We start from the raw sequence: 14,565 nt of genomic DNA on the forward strand, positions 1-14,565 counted from the left end.
TCCATGACCACGATCAGCTTTGACTTTTTGGATCGGAATCTCCGGAGCGAGATGCGTTCGGATCATGTTTGCAGGTCCGCAATCAGGTCGCGCGCGAACCGCATATCGGCGATCCCGGATCCTTCGGTCATCGCATTGCATGCCTTCTCCAGAACCGCGCGTGCCTCAGCGCGCTGGCCTTGTCCGATCCTGAGCTGCGCAATGCTGATCGCGCAGCGCAGCTGCCAGAAATGCGCGCCTTGCTGTGTTGCTAGATCCATGGCTTCGTGAAAGCAGGCGTCGGCGGCTTCCGATTGCGGTGACTCCCTCAGCAACAGCTCACCCTTGATGCGGAGTAGCTCCGGCAGATACCAACGCTCCTGCCTGTCGTTGCAGCGCGCCAACACGTTCTCGATCGTGTCGAAGCCATGATGAACCTGATTGGCTTGTCCGAAGCAGGCGGCTAGTTCGCCAAGCAGGGGAAGGAAGCGCGGCAGGAAGCGGGCATCGCCGGCGCGATTGAGCTCGTCTCGCAACAGCGGCAAGCCGGTCTCGACGTCTGTGCGCTTTGCAGCGACCAGCGCGTTGAACGCGCGGGCCCATAGCCCCCAGAGCCGGATGGCGTGGCGATCAGCATGCTCCAGCAATTCGGTCCCGTAGCGCTCGGCGGCGTCGTAGTCGCCAGCCAGGAAGGCAATCGGGCAGGCGGCCTGTCCCAGCACGCTGCAGAAGGTCAGCGCATGGCCGTTGGCCCGACCTTCGTGGATATTCTGTTCGGCCAACGCCAAAGCCTGATCGGCATGACCCTGCAGCCACAGGATGCGGGCGCGAAAGTATTGCGTCGATATCCGCAGATCGAGCGGGAAGATCTTGGGCTTCTCGGCCAATACATGCAGCGAGGCATTGACCCGGTCGATACGGACCCGTGCCTCGCTCTGGTCTCCGAGATAATGCAGTGCGACGGCCATCAACCGGTCCGCCAGCATGAGATCAGTCTTGTCGGACGAATTCGCGGCGGCTTCGGTGAAACGATCGGCGAGCGCGCGCGCCTTGCCAAACGCCCCGTTGTTGAACTGATCGATGCACAAGCCCCAGAGAGCCCGTAACCGGAAATCCTTGTCGTCGAGCTTCTCGGCCAATTCGAGCGTGGACTCGAGGATCGGGCGGGCCTCGCGTGCCCGGCCTTCGCCATACATCAGCGACCAGCCGAGCGCTGCCAGGAGCTGCATGCGTACGCGCTCCTCGTCATGGTCTGCCAGCGCGGCAAGCGCGGTCCTGGCGCGCTCGCGACACTCTGCGAACAACGAAAGCCGAATCCAGAGCGTCACGGCCACCGCCGTCAGGGCGATACCAAGCCGTGCATCGCCTTCAGGCGAAAAGGCCCAGTCCAGCGCAGCGCGCAAATTGTCCAATTCGGCGCCGTAGGCGCCAAGCCAGTCCGACAATGGGGAGGAGGTTTCGGCTTCAGCGCGTTCGAACAGGCCGTGAAAATATTCGGCATGCCGCTGTGCGATCCGCTTCGCTTCATTGGCTTCGCTCAGCTTGCCGAGCGCATAAGTGCGCGTGGTGTCCAGCAGGCGATAGCGCAATGTTCGCGCACCTGATGGTGCGATCAGCGACTTTGTGACGAGATTGTCGATCGCCTCCATGGTCGCGGCGGCGCTGAGCCCGTCGCCCGAGGCGACGGCAGCAGCCGCCTCCGGCGTGAACGGCCCGGCGAACACGGAAAGTCTCCGCAAAATGGCGCTCTCGGATGCGGGAAGCAGGTCGTAGCTCCAGTCGAGCGCGGCGCCGAGCGTCTGATGTCGCGGGATGGCCGTGCGCCGCCCGCGCCATTGCAGCGAAAAGCGGCTGTCGAGCAGGGATGCCGTGCCGGCGATGCCATAGGCGTTGACGCGCCCTGCTGCGAGCTCGATCGCAAGCGCGATGCCGTCGAGGCGGCGGCAGATGTCAGCCACCAGCGGTGCTTCTTCTGCGCTCAGCTGAAATGGTCCGGAGCTCTGCGCGATACGTTCGACGAAGAGCTGGGCCGCCGGATAGGCAAGGACGTCGGCCACGGCGAGGTCGTCACGCCGGGGCGGACAATCCAGCGGGAACAGCCGAAAGATCCGTTCGCCTTCGCTGCGGAAGGATTCCCGGCTGGTTGCCAGCACATGCAGTCGCGGTGCTTCGCGAACCAGGCGCTCGACCAGCGGCGCGAGCGTCTCCAGCACGTGCTCGCAGCTGTCGAAGATCAGCAGCGTCGGTTTCGTCTGCAGGTGCGTCAGCAGCGCCGGGACCGGATCCTCCGCATTGATGGATAGCCCGAGCGTCGATGCGATGGTGATTGCTGCGAGTTCAGGCTTCCGCACCGGTCCGAAGTCGACGAAGAACACATGCCCGTCGAAATGGGCAAGCCGGCGATGGCCGACGGTCACGGCCACCGCGGTCTTGCCGATGCCGCCGGGGCCGACCACTGTCACGAAACGATGCATCGCGAGCCCGGTCGAAATCTTCTCGATGACGTCGTCTCGCCCGATCACGCGCGCGAGCGGGGCGGGAAGGAAACGCGGTAGAGGGATATCAGTCGGGCGAGCAGGAGGGGCGGGAGCAACCTGGGTGAGAGATGCGACGAAGCAATAGCCGCGCCCGGGGACGTTGACGACATAGCGGGCCGACTTGCCGGTGTCGCCGAGTGCCTTGCGCAAGGCTGCGATGTGGAAGCGGAGGCTGCCATCGTCGACATTCACGTCTGCCCAGACTCGCTTGACGAGCTCGCGCTTGTCGACGACTTCGCCGGGCCGCTCGGCCAGGAAGATCAAGATGTCGAGCGCGCGGCCGCCGACATGAAGATGCGCGCCGTCCTTTTCCAGGAGTCGCGACCTTGGAAATAGACGAAATGGCCCAAAAGAAATGGCCGAGTCCTGGTTGTTGTCTGACACGCGCCATCGCCCCCGCTGCGGGGAGTCAAAATTGTTTGACTTTTTCCTATCAGAACGAAGCGTACAGTAAACTGGACGAAAGCAGCGGGAGCGGCTTGAGGTGCGCGCGCTGTTGCATTGACTGGATCTGGGGCATTTTGAAATATTGCTGTCAGATGAACGGTTTAGGCTAGTGGATGAGGTTGGTCATTCGCTTAGCTGTCCGTCTTGCGCAGGGATCGTAGTCGAAAAACGGATGGACACTCTCATTTTGCGCACGAACCGCGAATGCCGCGCTGATCGACTGTGCCGTTGACGATGGCCGGTTGCTGCTGCGTATGGAGGCTTGGGAGCCGGTCCCTTCTCTGATCAAAGCTTACGACGTTCGGAACAGGACATGTCTTCGCCCTCGAGACGAGATTTCGTCAATGCGGCCACGTTTGCCGTTGCGCTCGCCGGACTTTCGCGCGGCGGGAAAGCCGCTGATTATCCATCGCGCCCCATTCGGCTTGTGATTCCCTATGCGGCCGGCGGCTCGGGCGATCAGATCGGGCGCCCCTGGGTCGAGAAGATGTCATCTCAACTTGGCCCGACGTTTGTGGACAATGTCGGCGGTGCGGGCGGCGCGATCGGGACGTCAGCGGTGGCGCGCGAGAAGCCCGATGGCTATTCGCTGCTGCTGGGAAACGGCAGCACGCAGGTCATCATCCCCCTGACGACGCCAAATCCCTCGTATTCCGTCGGGGATTTCCGGGCGATCTATCGCCTGATCAGCAGTGCGCTGGTTTTCGCCGTCCATCCATCGCTGCCTGCCACAGACCTGCAAGGCCTGATCGCCTATGCCAGGAGCAAACCGGGTACGCTGTCCTATGGAACTCCGGGCATCGGCACCGGCAATCACCTCGTGGGGGAACTGTTCAAGCAGCAGGCCGGAGCCCTGGATATCGTCCACGTTCCCTATCGCGGCATCGCACAGGCCACCAACGACCTCGTGAGCGGTCAGATATCTCTCGTCATTGCCGTCATGTCGGTTCAATTGCAGCAACTGGGCCGGGCCGGCAAGGTGAGGTTGCTTGCGGTCACGACCGACAGACGGTTGAGCGGCGCGCCGGAGATTCCGACCGCGATCGAGTCCGGCATGCCTGATCTCAGCTACGAGGGATGGTTCGGTCTTTTCGCTCCGAAAAAGACTGACGACGCGATCATCGATCGCATCGCGCAGGCAACACGGGTGGCGATGGCCGATCCGGCACTGCTGGCGAATTATCGCGCGCAGGGGATGGAGCCCGACAGCGATTCGGGTCCGGAGAAATTCCAGCAGACTGTCGATGCCACTTCGGCAAGTCTTGCGCCGGTGATCAAATCAATCGGACTTCAAGCGCTGTAAGTGCGCCGGCGTTTCGTGTGTTGGAGGCGTCGTACAATCTCTGCGGGCCCGATGCCGGTGGCCCACGAACTGCGCTTGCAATGTTTAGTAAACCGTGCATTACTAAACAAATCGAGCCTGCCGGGCCTATAGAATCCGGGTGGCGCGAGGAAACACCAGTTTAGTTACTCAGCTCGTCGTGGACTGTGTCGCTCTGCTCGAAGCATTCGAGCGGGTAGGAAAGCCGCGCCATGTCGATGGCCGGCCCACTCGGAGGGAACGTGTAATGAAACGAACGAAGACGCTTGTAGTGGCATGCGCGGCAGTCGCCGCCGCGCTCAGTGTCGGAGCGGGCACCACGCCCGCGCACGCGCAAGGAAAGACCATTACGCTGTGCTGGGCCGCATGGGACCCCGCCAACGCATTGGTCGAATTGTCGAAGGACTTCACCGCCAAATCGGGTATCGGTATGAAGTTCGAATTCGTGCCGTGGACCAATTACGCCGATCGCTTCCTGAACGAACTCAATTCGCATGGCTCGCTGTGCGACCTCATCATCGGCGATTCACAATGGATCGGAGGCGCCGCGGAGAACGGCCAGTACGTCAAGCTCAACGATTTCTTCAAGAAGGAAGGAATCAGCATGGACGACTACATGCCGGCGACGGTGGTCGGTTATTCCGAGTGGCCGAAGAACACGCCGAACTATTGGGCGTTGCCCGCGATGGGCGATGCGGTGGGCTGGACCTATCGCAAGGACTGGTTCGCGCGGCCTGACGTGCAGAAGGACTTCAAGGCCAAGTACGGTCGCGAGATCGGCGTGCCGAAGACGCTTGCCGAGCTGAAGGACATCGCGCAATTCTTCCAGGGCCGCGAGATCGACGGCAAGAAGGTCTATGGTGCCTCGATCTATACCGAGCGTGGCTCGGAAGGCATCACCATGGGCGTCTCGAATTACCTCTACGATTACGGCTTCAAATACGACGATCCGAAGAAGCCTTATGCGATGGACGGATTCGTGAACTCGGCCAATGCGGTGAAGGGACTCGAAGCCTACAAGGAGCTCTACAAGTGCTGCACGCCGCCCGGCGCCTCCAACTCCTACATGTCGGAAGGGCTTGACGCCTTCAAGTCCGGTCAGGTCGCGCTGCAGATGAACTTCTTCGCGTTCTTCCCGGGCCTCTACAAGGACCCGAATGTCGGCGGCGACAAGATCGGCTTCTTCGTCAATCCGGCCGGTCCCGCCGCGCAGGCGACGCAACTCGGCGGACAGGGCATCTCGGTGGTCTCCTACTCGAAGAACCAGGCCGAGGCGCTGCAATACATCAAGTGGTTCTCCGGCGGCGACGTCCAGAAGAAGTGGTGGGCGCTCGGCGGCTATTCCTGCGCCAAGTCCGTGTTGAACGATCCGAGCTTCCCTGGTAGCGCGCCCTTTGCCAAGGAGTTCCTGCAGTCGATGGGCATGGTGGTCGACTTCTGGGCCGAGCCGTCCTACGCCCAGCTGCTGCAGGCGGAACAGAAGCGCGTGCATGATTATGTGGTGGCCGACAAGGGCACCGCACAGGAAGCGCTCGACGGTCTGGTCAAGGACTGGAAGGCGATCTTCAAGGAAGAAGGCAAGAAGTTCTGAGGTTGATACCCGGAGCGCGTGCGCTCGCGCTCCGGGCTTTCCTTCGAGATGACCGGGATCTGTCGCCACGCGACGGCCCGGGTGCCAGGATCGGTCGCTGCAATGAATGAATTGAGTGCCTCTTCGCGGATCACCTATCGGGCCGTCATGGTCCGGCCCAGTGTGGCGCGTCGTGTCCGCGGCCTGTCGGACAAGACACTCGCCTGGCTCTTCATCACGCCGACGATCGTGTTGCTGCTGGCGATCAATATCTTTCCGCTGCTCTGGACGATCTATCTGTCGTTCACGAATTATCGCGCCAACCGGGCCAATGTACCGACCATCTGGCTGGGTGCCGACTGGTACCAGTCGATCCTGACCGATCCGGACATCTGGGCGGCAATGCAGGTCACGGCGCATTTCGTGATCTGGACTGTTGTGATCGAGACCGTTCTCGGATTTGGCCTTGCCTACCTCATCGACAAGAAATTCCGCGGCCACGGCATGTGGACCACGATCATCCTGCTACCGATGATGCTGTCGCCCGCGGTCGTCGGCAATTTCTGGACGTTCCTCTACCAACCCCAGATCGGCTTGTTCAATTATGTGGTCGCCTTTTTCACGGGACGCGCGGCCTCGTCCTTCCAGATGCTCGGCGACGTCACGCTGAGCCCCTGGGCCATCGTCATCGTCGATGCCTGGATGTGGACGCCTTATGTGATGCTGATTTGTCTCGCCGGCCTGCGGTCGATCCCGGATTACATCTATGAAGCCGCCGAAGTCGATCGCGCGTCGAAATGGCGGCAGTTCTGGTCGATCACGCTGCCGATGGCGCTGCCGTTCATCATGTTGGCGGTGCTGTTCCGCGGCATCGAGAATTTCAAGATGTTCGACATGGTCAACCTGCTTACCGGCGGCGGGCCGGGATCGACCACGGAAGTTGCCTCGATCACACTCAAGCGAGCAGCGTTCGAGAGCTGGCGTACCGGCTACTCCTCGGCCTTCGCGATCATCCTGTTCGTGACGGTGTTCGGTCTCGCCAACATCTATGTCAAGGCGCTGAACAGGGTGAAAAGCCGATGACATCAGCCACCACAGCCCATTCTGTCGTCGAGCCGTCGGCCACGACGCGGCGTTTTGCCGGCTCGCTGGTCGTGCTCTACGCTGTCATCACCATGATCCCGCTGGTCTGGATCATGCTCACCGCGTTCAAGTCGCCTGACGATGCGATCTCCTATCCGCCCAAGGTGCTGTTCAGGCCGTCGCTCGAAGGCTTCTGCAATCTGTTTACGACACGCTCGCGCCAGACGCCCGAGTTCATCCGCTCGTTGGGACCGCCGCAGGGGATGTGCGACAGCATCGCGCGCGACCGCAACATGGTGGTCGCCGGTCCTTCGAATTATGTGCCGCGCTTCATCAACTCGCTGATCATCGCGTTCGGCTCGACCGTGCTCGCTGTCGCGCTCGGCACCTTGTCGGCTTACGGCTTCTCGCGGTTCCGCGTGCCTCTGAAGGATGATCTGCTGTTCTTCATTTTGTCGACCCGGATGATGCCGCCGATCGCGGTCGCGATCCCGATCTATCTGATGTATCGCACCGTCGGTCTGTCGGACACGCGGCTCGGAATGATCCTGCTCTATACCTCGGTCAACGTCTCGCTCGCGGTCTGGCTGCTCAAGGGCTTCATCGACGAAATTCCGCGCGAATACGAGGAAGCCGCGATGATCGACGGCTATACCCGCTTCCAGGCCTTCGTGAAGGTGGTGCTGCCGCAGGCCACCACGGGAATCGCGGCAACGGCGATCTTCTGCCTGATCTTCGCCTGGAACGAATACGCTTTCGCGGTGCTTCTCACCTCGGGCAATGCGCAGACGGCCCCGCCGTTCATTCCGATCATCATCGGCGAGGGCGGACAGGACTGGCCCGCAGTGGCCGCCGGCACGACGCTGTTCCTGGTGCCGATCGTGGTGTTCACGGTGCTTCTGCGCAAGCATCTGTTGCGCGGCATCACCTTTGGAGCTGTCCGCAAATGAGCCTCGATGTCACCCCAGCCATTGCACGTCGTGGTCTCGCCGACCGTGTTCTGCGTCGCGGCCCGCTCGAAGCCATCGCGACGACAATCATCGCCGCCGGCGTCGTGATGCTGATGCAGCCGTTCTCGCTGACACTGTATTCCTGGTCGTTTGCGACAACCCTGTTCGGCACGGTGATGTTCACCATCGTGTCCAAGGTGCGGGAGTAGGGCGCGATGGCACAGATCAAGGTCGAGGCGCTCGACAAATCTTTCGGTGCGTTTCATGCAGTCAAGTCCGCCAGCTTCACTGTGGAGAATGGCCAGTTTCTCTGCCTGCTCGGGCCTTCCGGCTGCGGCAAGACCACGACGCTCCGCATGATCGCGGGACTGGAGCTGCCGACGGCAGGGACTATCCGGCTCGACGGCGAAGACGTGACGATGAATCGCGCGTCGGCCCGCGACATCGCCTTCGTGTTCCAGCTCTTCGCGCTCTATCCGCACATGAACGTCCGGCGCAACATCGGCTTTCCCCTGAAATGCGAGGGCATGGGTGCGGCCGAGCGCAACCGGCGGGTGGTCGAGGCCGCGCGCATCCTGCGGATCTCGCATCTGCTCGACCGTTCCGTCTCGGGCCTTGCGGGCGGCGACCGGCAGCGCGTGGCGCTGGGGCGGGCGATCGTGCGCAAGCCAAAATGTTTTCTGATGGACGAGCCGCTCGGCGCGCTCGATACCGAGATGCGCGAGGCCATGATTCATGAGCTGCGTTCTCTGCATGACCGGCTCGGCGCCACGACCGTCTACGTCACCCATGACCAGCTTGAGGCCATGGCGATGGCCGACCGGATTGCGGTGATGAACAATGGCGTGGTCGAACAGGTCGCAAGCCCGCGTGACATCTATGACCGGCCGGCGTCGCTGTTCGTCGCGGACTTCATCGGCTCGCCGCCGATGAACTTCCTGCCGTTCCGTGGCGGCTTGCAGACCGGTGCGGAGGCGATCCGACTCGGCGAACGGGACGTTGCGATTCCGGCTGCGCGCGAGGCGATGGCGGAGAGCGAGCTCGTGCTTGGGGTGCGGCCCGAGCACGTACGTTTCACGGATCGCGGCATGGTGCGCGGCGAGGTCTATGGCACGGAATATCTGGGCACGACGCAGATCGTGACGGTGGCGACGAGCTACGGCGCGCTCAAGGCCCGCTCACCCAGCAGCAGATCGTTTCGGACGGGCGAGACTGTCGGGCTCGACTTCCGGCCCGATACGCTGTCGATCTTCGACAAGGCGTCGGGTCGGGCCATTCGCACCGCGCTGCACGAAGGAGTTGTGCATGGCTGAGGTTGAGATCATCTCCGTCTCCAAGGCCTTCGGCAAGACGCAGGCGCTGAGCGACTTGTCGCTGACGATAGGTGACGGCGAATTCGTCGCACTGCTCGGGCCGACCGGTGCCGGCAAGACCACCGCGCTGCGTTTGATTGCCGGGTTGGAGCAGCCGGATAGCGGCTCGATCCGCATCGACGGGCGCGACGTCACCGGCGATGCTCCCGCGGACCGCGACGTTGCCTTCGTCTTCCAGCAATATTCGCTGTATCCGCATCTCACCGTGTTTGAGAACATGGCCTTTGCGTTGCGGGCGCCAACCCGCCGCGTAGGCGAAGCCGATATCCGCACGAAAGTGCAGGAGGTCGCGCGTCTGCTTCATATCGAGACCAAGCTCGACAACAAGGCGACGCAGCTATCGGGCGGGCAGATGCAGCGCGTCGCGATCGGTCGGGCGCTGGTGCGTTCGCCTTCGATCTATCTGATGGACGAGCCGCTGTCCTCGCTGGATGCCAAGCTGCGCGGCGAACTCCGCCTCGAGCTGAAGCGGATCCAGGTCGATCTCGGCGCGACGATCCTCTATGTCACCCACGATCAGACCGAGGCGATGACCATGGCCTCGCGCATCGGCGTGATCGAGGGCGGACGGCTGTTGCAGATCGGCTCGCCGCGCGAGATCTACGAGAACCCGATCAACGCGCATGTCGCCGCAAGGCTGGGCCAGCCGACGATCAATCTGCTGCCAGCGGCCCTGTTCGGTCGCGCGCCTGCCGGTGCCGAGACGGTCGGCGCTCGGACCGAGCATCTGACGATTGCGCGCGGCGGCGGCGATGTCTCGGCAACCGTCAGGCGGGTCGAGCATCTCGGCGACCAGAGCCATCTCCATCTCGACCTTGCCGGCCGACCGGTTGTGACCCTGGCGGATCCCGAGGCGGGCTTTGGCGCCGGCGATGTCGTGTCGCTCCGTCTGAACAAGCCGCTGTTTTTCGATGCGAATGGCTGGAGGGTGGCGGCATGAGCCTTGATCGGGTAGCCAGGGAAAGACTGGTGCGAGCGCTGGCATGTTCAGTGATCGAGCACGCGGACGAATTGACGAGCCTCGACCAGGCGATTGGCGATGGGGATCACGGGCTGAACATGAAGCGCGGTTTCGAGGCGGTGCTCGCGGCATTGCCGGGCCTTGCCGACAAGTCGCTGCCCGACATGCTGAAGGCGATTGGAATGACGTTGGTCATGAAAGTCGGCGGTGCGTCAGGGCCGTTGGTCGGAACTTTCTTCATGGAGCTGGGTAAGTCTCTTCCGGAACAGCCGAGCCGGTCTGATCTGGTCGCGGCGACGGACAAGGCGATCGAGGCCGTCAAGGCGCGCGGTCGTTCCGAGGCGGGGCAGAAGACGCTGCTGGATGTCCTGGTACCGGTTCACGCCATTCTGGCAGGCGGCGGTGATGCCAAGGCCATTGCGGCTGAAGCTGTGCAGGCGGCCGATCGCACCACGCCGATGCTGGCGATTCGCGGCCGCGCATCGTTCCTTGGTGAACGCTCCATCGGTCATATGGACCCGGGCTCGCGCTCGGCATCCCTTCTGATCGGCGCGGCAGTTGAGATATTGGAATTCGAGGTCAATCCATGAGCAACGTCGGAATTGTCATCGTGTCGCATTCGCCGAAGATCGCGGAAGGCGCGGCCGATATGGTTCGCCAGATGGTCGGTGAAGCAGTGCCGCTGGCCTGGACCGGCGGCGATGTCGATGGCGGGTTAGGTACGAACGTTGCCGGAATCCTCGAGGCGATTGAGACCGCCTGGTCGCCGGCGGGTGTTGCGATCCTCGTCGATCTCGGCGGCGCCGAGACCAATTCGGAGATGGCGGTGGAGATGCTCCCCGAAGATCGTCGCGCGCGCGTGCTGGTTTGTAATGCCCCGGTGGTCGAGGGGGCGGTGATTGCTGCGACCGAATCTTCGGGCGGCTCATCGCTTGCCGCCGTCAAGCGCAGCGCGGAGGAATTCTATGCATGATGCCAACGCCAACCGTGCGGCTCAGTCGTTCGCGCCGCTGACCGCCTCCGCGGTTCTCGTCAACCCGGTCGGCCTGCACGCGCGACCATCGGTGAAGCTTACGCAACTGGCAAAGGGCTTTACCGCGAAGATCGAAATTGCGCTTGCGGCGGAGGGACCCTGGACGGACGCCAAGAGCCCTGTGAAGGTCATGCGTGTGAAGGCGCCGCAGGGCGCAACGCTCCATTTCCGCGTCAACGGTCCTGATGCCGAGGCCGCGCTCGCGGCCATGCTGGCGCTGGTGCATGACGGTTTCGGCGAGGCGTAAGTCGTGGACGAGATCCATCTCACCGGCCATCCCGCTTCGCCCGGCCTCGCCATCGGGCCGGTCGCGGTGCTGACGACAGAAGTGGCGGGCAGGGCTGAGAAGGGCGATCCGGCACAGGAGGCCGCGGCGCTGAAGGCAGCGATTGAAGGTGCAGCAGCGGAGCTCGCCGATCTGATCGCGACGGTTCACGGCGAGGCCGCGGAGATCCTGGAGTTCCAGGTTGCGATGCTCGGCGATGATGCGCTTGCAGAAGGCGCTTACGAGGCCGTCGCGGGCGGTACGGCCGCCGATGAGGCCTGGCGCGCGGCGCTCGAAGCCGAGATATCAGGCTATCGCGCGGCGGACGAGGAATATTTTCGGGCGCGTGCTGCCGATCTCGTCGACATTCGCGATCGCGTCCTCGCGGGCCTGAACGGTGCAAACACGATCTCTGAGATTTCCGGCGATTCCATCGTCACGGGTGATGATATTTCGCCATCGACGTTCCTCGCTGTCGACTGGACCCGCGGCGGCGCAATTGCGCTCGCCAGCGGATCGCCGTCATCGCATGTTGCGATGCTCGCGCGATCGCGGGGCGCTCCGATGGTGGTCGGGTTGGGGCCGTTGCCATGGAACGGACAGCCGCCGTCACTGGCGCTGGTCGACGGTGACGCCGGCACCGTGATCTTCGATCCCCAGCCTGAAACGCGCCGCCTGTTCGAGCACCGGATGGCAGCCGCGACTGCCGCGCAGATTGCTGTCGATGCTGGTCGCCTCAAACCCGCGCTGACCGCCGATGGAAAGCGCATCGCCGTCATGCTCAATGTCGCCGCGCCGGAAGAGCTGGCGAGTCTCGATCCCGCCATCTGCGACGGCATTGGCCTCGTACGGACGGAGTTTCTGTTCGAGGGATCGAGAGGGCTTCCGGGCGAGGACGCGCAATATCAGGTCTATCGGCGCATTCTCGAATGGGCCGAGGAGCGGCCCGTGACGATTCGCACGCTCGACGCTGGCGGCGATAAGCCGATTCCCGGCGTGACGGTCGATGGCGAGCGCAATCCATTCCTGGGCCTGCGCGGAATCCGGCTCTCTCTGGCGCGACCGGAGGTGTTTCGCGTGCAGTTGCGCGCGCTCTGCCGCGCGGCCGTGCATGGGACACTGAAGGTGATGCTGCCGATGGTCGCTGTCCCCTCCGAGCTCGACCGCGCCAACGCCATGCTGGACGCAGAGTTTGCGGCTCTCAGCGCAGAGGGCATTGCCTGCGCCCGGCCGCCGCTCGGCATCATGGTCGAGGTCCCCTCGGCCGCACTCTGCGCCGACGATTTCGACGCGGCGTTTTATTCCATCGGGTCCAACGACCTCACTCAGTACACAATGGCCGCGGCGCGCGACATCGGCGCTGTCGCGGATCTCAACGACGCCGGCCATCCCGCGGTGCTGGCGCTGATCGCGCGGACGGTCGAGGCCGGGCTTAAGCGTGGCGTCGAGGTCTCGCTCTGCGGCGATGCCGCCGCCGATACGCGCTTGACGAATGCGCTGCTGGCGACGGGCCTGACGATCCTCTCGGTCTCGCCGATCGCTGTAGCCCGGCTCAAGGCTGCCATCGCCGGGGTGACCGCATGAGTGACGATGCAGGCGAAGACGCGAGCCGGCCGGGCGACAGCAACGTCGCGGATTACAAGCTCATCCTGCGGCGGGCGCTCGACAACCGGCCCTCGGGGACGCGGTTGAAGCTCGCGGCCGCGCTCGGCAAGAACCGCTCCTTCGTCAGCCAGATCACCAATCCGGCCTATCTGGTGCCGATCCCTGCAAAGCATGTCGCGATCATTTTCGAGGTCTGCCATCTCTCCGGCTCTGAGCGTGCGGCGTTCCTCGAAGCCTATGGGCGCGCGCATCCGGGGCGGCTGCGCGGCGCCCATCGCGAGGCGCGCACGCGCGTCGTGACGGTGACGGTGCCCGATCTCGGTGACGACAAGAAAAATCGTGCGCTCGAGCAGCTCATCGTCGACTTCGCTGCCCAGCTCGCCCGCTACGCCGAAAGCATCGGCTGACGAATTCGTAACGCAAAAGATAACCGGGAGGACGCCATGAAAAAGCTGATCAACAGCGCCGACACGGTGCTCGAAGAGAGTCTCGACGGATTGGCGGCAGCCCATGCCGATATCCTGCTGCTCGGTGCTGACAGGAAGTTCGTGCGCCGCCGCAATCTGAAGCCTGGCAAGGTTGCGCTGATCTCGGGCGGTGGCTCCGGGCACGAACCGCTCCATGCGGGTTTTGTCGGCCACGGCATGCTCGACGCTGCCTGTCCGGGGCAGGTCTTCACCTCGCCGACGCCGGATCAGATGATCGAGGCGGCGGAGGCCGTCGATACCGGGGCAGGCGTGCTCTTCATCGTCAAGAATTACGAGGGCGATGTGATGAATTTCACCATGGCCGCCGAGATGGCCGGGCGCGAGGTTGCAAGCGTGGTCACCAATGACGACGTCGCGGTCGAGAAATCGACCTACACGACTGGTCGTCGCGGCGTCGCGGGCACGCTGATTGTGGAAAAGATGGTTGGCGCTGCGGCCGAAAAGGGCATGCCGCTCGCCGCGCTCAAGACGCTCGGTGACGATGTGAACAGGCGCACCCGCTCGATGGGCGTCGCGCTGTTGCCGTGCACCGTGCCGGCGGTGGGCCGGCCGAACTTCACGCTGGCCGACAACGAAATGGAGATGGGCGTCGGCATTCACGGCGAGCCGGGGCGACGCAGGGTGCCGCTGGCCTCTGCCGATGCGATTGCAGCCGACATACTTGGCGCGATCCTGGATGATCTCGAACCGAGCAAAGGCAGCGAAGTCCTGCTTCTGATCAACGGGTTCGGTGCGACGCCGCTGATCGAGCTCTATCTGATGGCCAATAGCGCCAAGCGCATCCTGGACGGGGCGGGAGTTACGGCCACGCGTTTTCTTATCGGCTCCTATGTGACCTCCCTCGACATGGCCGGTGCCTCGATCACCGTCTCCGTGCTCGATGGCCAGTCGAAGGAATTGTGGGACGCGCCGGTGCATACCGCCGCGCTTCGCTGGCGCATGTGATTGGCGGA

At 63.3% G+C, this 14,565-nt stretch carries 14 protein-coding genes; 13 read left to right on the forward strand and 1 reads right to left on the reverse strand.

Annotation, left to right across the window (positions count from 1 at the left end; genetic code table 11):
* Positions 1 to 62 precede the first annotated feature (62 nt).
* The gene (locus tag XI06_RS08815; RefSeq protein ID WP_271605073.1) at positions 63 to 2,900 is read right to left on the reverse strand and encodes an ATP-binding protein; all 2,838 of its coding nucleotides are present in this window, start codon (positions 2,898 to 2,900) and stop codon (positions 63 to 65) included.
* Between the two features lie 376 nt (positions 2,901 to 3,276).
* On the opposite strand from XI06_RS08815, the gene XI06_RS08820 reads away from it, so the two are divergent.
* The 13 genes from XI06_RS08820 to dhaK all read left to right on the forward strand — a co-directional run bounded on the left by XI06_RS08820 (position 3,277) and on the right by dhaK (position 14,557).
* Positions 3,277 to 4,266, forward strand: a complete 990-nt coding sequence (locus tag XI06_RS08820) for a Bug family tripartite tricarboxylate transporter substrate binding protein (RefSeq protein WP_237859068.1) — start codon at positions 3,277 to 3,279, stop codon at positions 4,264 to 4,266.
* A 265-nt stretch (positions 4,267 to 4,531) separates the two neighbouring features.
* Positions 4,532 to 5,875 carry an ABC transporter substrate-binding protein gene (locus tag XI06_RS08825; RefSeq protein ID WP_237859067.1) on the forward strand — a complete coding sequence of 448 codons (1,344 nt, stop codon included), beginning with the start codon at positions 4,532 to 4,534 and terminating at the stop codon, positions 5,873 to 5,875.
* A gap of 102 nt (positions 5,876 to 5,977) precedes the next feature.
* A complete protein-coding gene (locus XI06_RS08830; RefSeq protein ID WP_237859066.1) occupies positions 5,978 to 6,937 on the forward strand; it encodes a carbohydrate ABC transporter permease in 960 nt (319 codons plus the stop codon).
* Positions 6,934 to 7,887 carry a carbohydrate ABC transporter permease gene (locus tag XI06_RS08835; RefSeq protein ID WP_271605074.1) on the forward strand — a complete coding sequence of 318 codons (954 nt, stop codon included), beginning with the start codon at positions 6,934 to 6,936 and terminating at the stop codon, positions 7,885 to 7,887. The genes XI06_RS08830 and XI06_RS08835 overlap by 4 nt, the downstream gene beginning before the upstream one ends.
* Positions 7,884 to 8,096 (forward strand): hypothetical protein, encoded by a 213-nt coding sequence (locus XI06_RS08840; protein WP_237859064.1) that lies wholly within the window; start codon positions 7,884 to 7,886, stop codon positions 8,094 to 8,096. The genes XI06_RS08835 and XI06_RS08840 overlap by 4 nt, the downstream gene beginning before the upstream one ends.
* A 6-nt stretch (positions 8,097 to 8,102) precedes the next feature.
* A complete protein-coding gene (locus XI06_RS08845) occupies positions 8,103 to 9,200 on the forward strand; it encodes an ABC transporter ATP-binding protein (protein WP_271605075.1) in 1,098 nt (365 codons plus the stop codon).
* On the forward strand, positions 9,193 to 10,200 hold the full coding sequence (locus tag XI06_RS08850) for an ABC transporter ATP-binding protein (protein WP_237859062.1): 1,008 nt from the start codon (positions 9,193 to 9,195) through the stop codon (positions 10,198 to 10,200). Before XI06_RS08845 ends, XI06_RS08850 begins: the two co-directional genes overlap by 8 nt.
* Entirely contained in the window at positions 10,197 to 10,811 is a 615-nt protein-coding gene (gene dhaL / locus XI06_RS08855; RefSeq protein ID WP_237859061.1) for a dihydroxyacetone kinase subunit DhaL, read from the forward strand. Before XI06_RS08850 ends, dhaL begins: the two co-directional genes overlap by 4 nt.
* Complete coding sequence (gene dhaM / locus XI06_RS08860) at positions 10,808 to 11,194, forward strand: dihydroxyacetone kinase phosphoryl donor subunit DhaM (RefSeq protein ID WP_237869733.1); 387 nt, start codon at positions 10,808 to 10,810, stop codon at positions 11,192 to 11,194. Before dhaL ends, dhaM begins: the two co-directional genes overlap by 4 nt.
* Complete coding sequence (locus XI06_RS08865; RefSeq protein WP_237859056.1) at positions 11,187 to 11,501, forward strand: HPr family phosphocarrier protein; 315 nt, start codon at positions 11,187 to 11,189, stop codon at positions 11,499 to 11,501. Before dhaM ends, XI06_RS08865 begins: the two co-directional genes overlap by 8 nt.
* Before the next feature lie 3 nt (positions 11,502 to 11,504).
* A complete protein-coding gene (gene ptsP / locus XI06_RS08870) occupies positions 11,505 to 13,103 on the forward strand; it encodes a phosphoenolpyruvate--protein phosphotransferase (protein WP_271605076.1) in 1,599 nt (532 codons plus the stop codon).
* A complete protein-coding gene (locus tag XI06_RS08875) occupies positions 13,100 to 13,531 on the forward strand; it encodes a hypothetical protein (protein WP_237859054.1) in 432 nt (143 codons plus the stop codon). Before ptsP ends, XI06_RS08875 begins: the two co-directional genes overlap by 4 nt.
* A 36-nt stretch (positions 13,532 to 13,567) precedes the next feature.
* Positions 13,568 to 14,557, forward strand: a complete 990-nt coding sequence (gene dhaK, locus XI06_RS08880; RefSeq protein WP_271605077.1) for a dihydroxyacetone kinase subunit DhaK — start codon at positions 13,568 to 13,570, stop codon at positions 14,555 to 14,557.
* Positions 14,558 to 14,565 lie beyond the last annotated feature (8 nt).

It is taken from the genome of Bradyrhizobium sp. CCBAU 11434 (assembly GCF_028128895.1).
Taxonomy (GTDB): Bacteria; Pseudomonadota; Alphaproteobacteria; order Rhizobiales; family Xanthobacteraceae; genus Bradyrhizobium; species Bradyrhizobium zhengyangense.

Excerpts from the sequence above, each read along its gene's own strand:
- XI06_RS08820 (WP_237859068.1), top strand. The coding sequence starts at position 3,277 with ATGTCTTCGCCCTCGAGACGAGATTTCGTCAATGCGGCCACGTTTGCC.
- XI06_RS08825 (WP_237859067.1), top strand. The coding sequence starts at position 4,532 with ATGAAACGAACGAAGACGCTTGTAGTGGCATGCGCGGCAGTCGCCGCC.
- XI06_RS08830 (WP_237859066.1), top strand. The coding sequence starts at position 5,978 with ATGAATGAATTGAGTGCCTCTTCGCGGATCACCTATCGGGCCGTCATG.
- XI06_RS08835 (WP_271605074.1), top strand. The coding sequence starts at position 6,934 with ATGACATCAGCCACCACAGCCCATTCTGTCGTCGAGCCGTCGGCCACG.
- XI06_RS08840 (WP_237859064.1), top strand. The coding sequence starts at position 7,884 with ATGAGCCTCGATGTCACCCCAGCCATTGCACGTCGTGGTCTCGCCGAC.
- XI06_RS08845 (WP_271605075.1), top strand. The coding sequence starts at position 8,103 with ATGGCACAGATCAAGGTCGAGGCGCTCGACAAATCTTTCGGTGCGTTT.
- XI06_RS08850 (WP_237859062.1), top strand. The coding sequence starts at position 9,193 with ATGGCTGAGGTTGAGATCATCTCCGTCTCCAAGGCCTTCGGCAAGACG.
- dhaL (WP_237859061.1), top strand. The coding sequence starts at position 10,197 with ATGAGCCTTGATCGGGTAGCCAGGGAAAGACTGGTGCGAGCGCTGGCA.
- dhaM (WP_237869733.1), top strand. The coding sequence starts at position 10,808 with ATGAGCAACGTCGGAATTGTCATCGTGTCGCATTCGCCGAAGATCGCG.
- XI06_RS08865 (WP_237859056.1), top strand. The coding sequence starts at position 11,187 with ATGCATGATGCCAACGCCAACCGTGCGGCTCAGTCGTTCGCGCCGCTG.
- XI06_RS08875 (WP_237859054.1), top strand. The coding sequence starts at position 13,100 with ATGAGTGACGATGCAGGCGAAGACGCGAGCCGGCCGGGCGACAGCAAC.
- dhaK (WP_271605077.1), top strand. The coding sequence starts at position 13,568 with ATGAAAAAGCTGATCAACAGCGCCGACACGGTGCTCGAAGAGAGTCTC.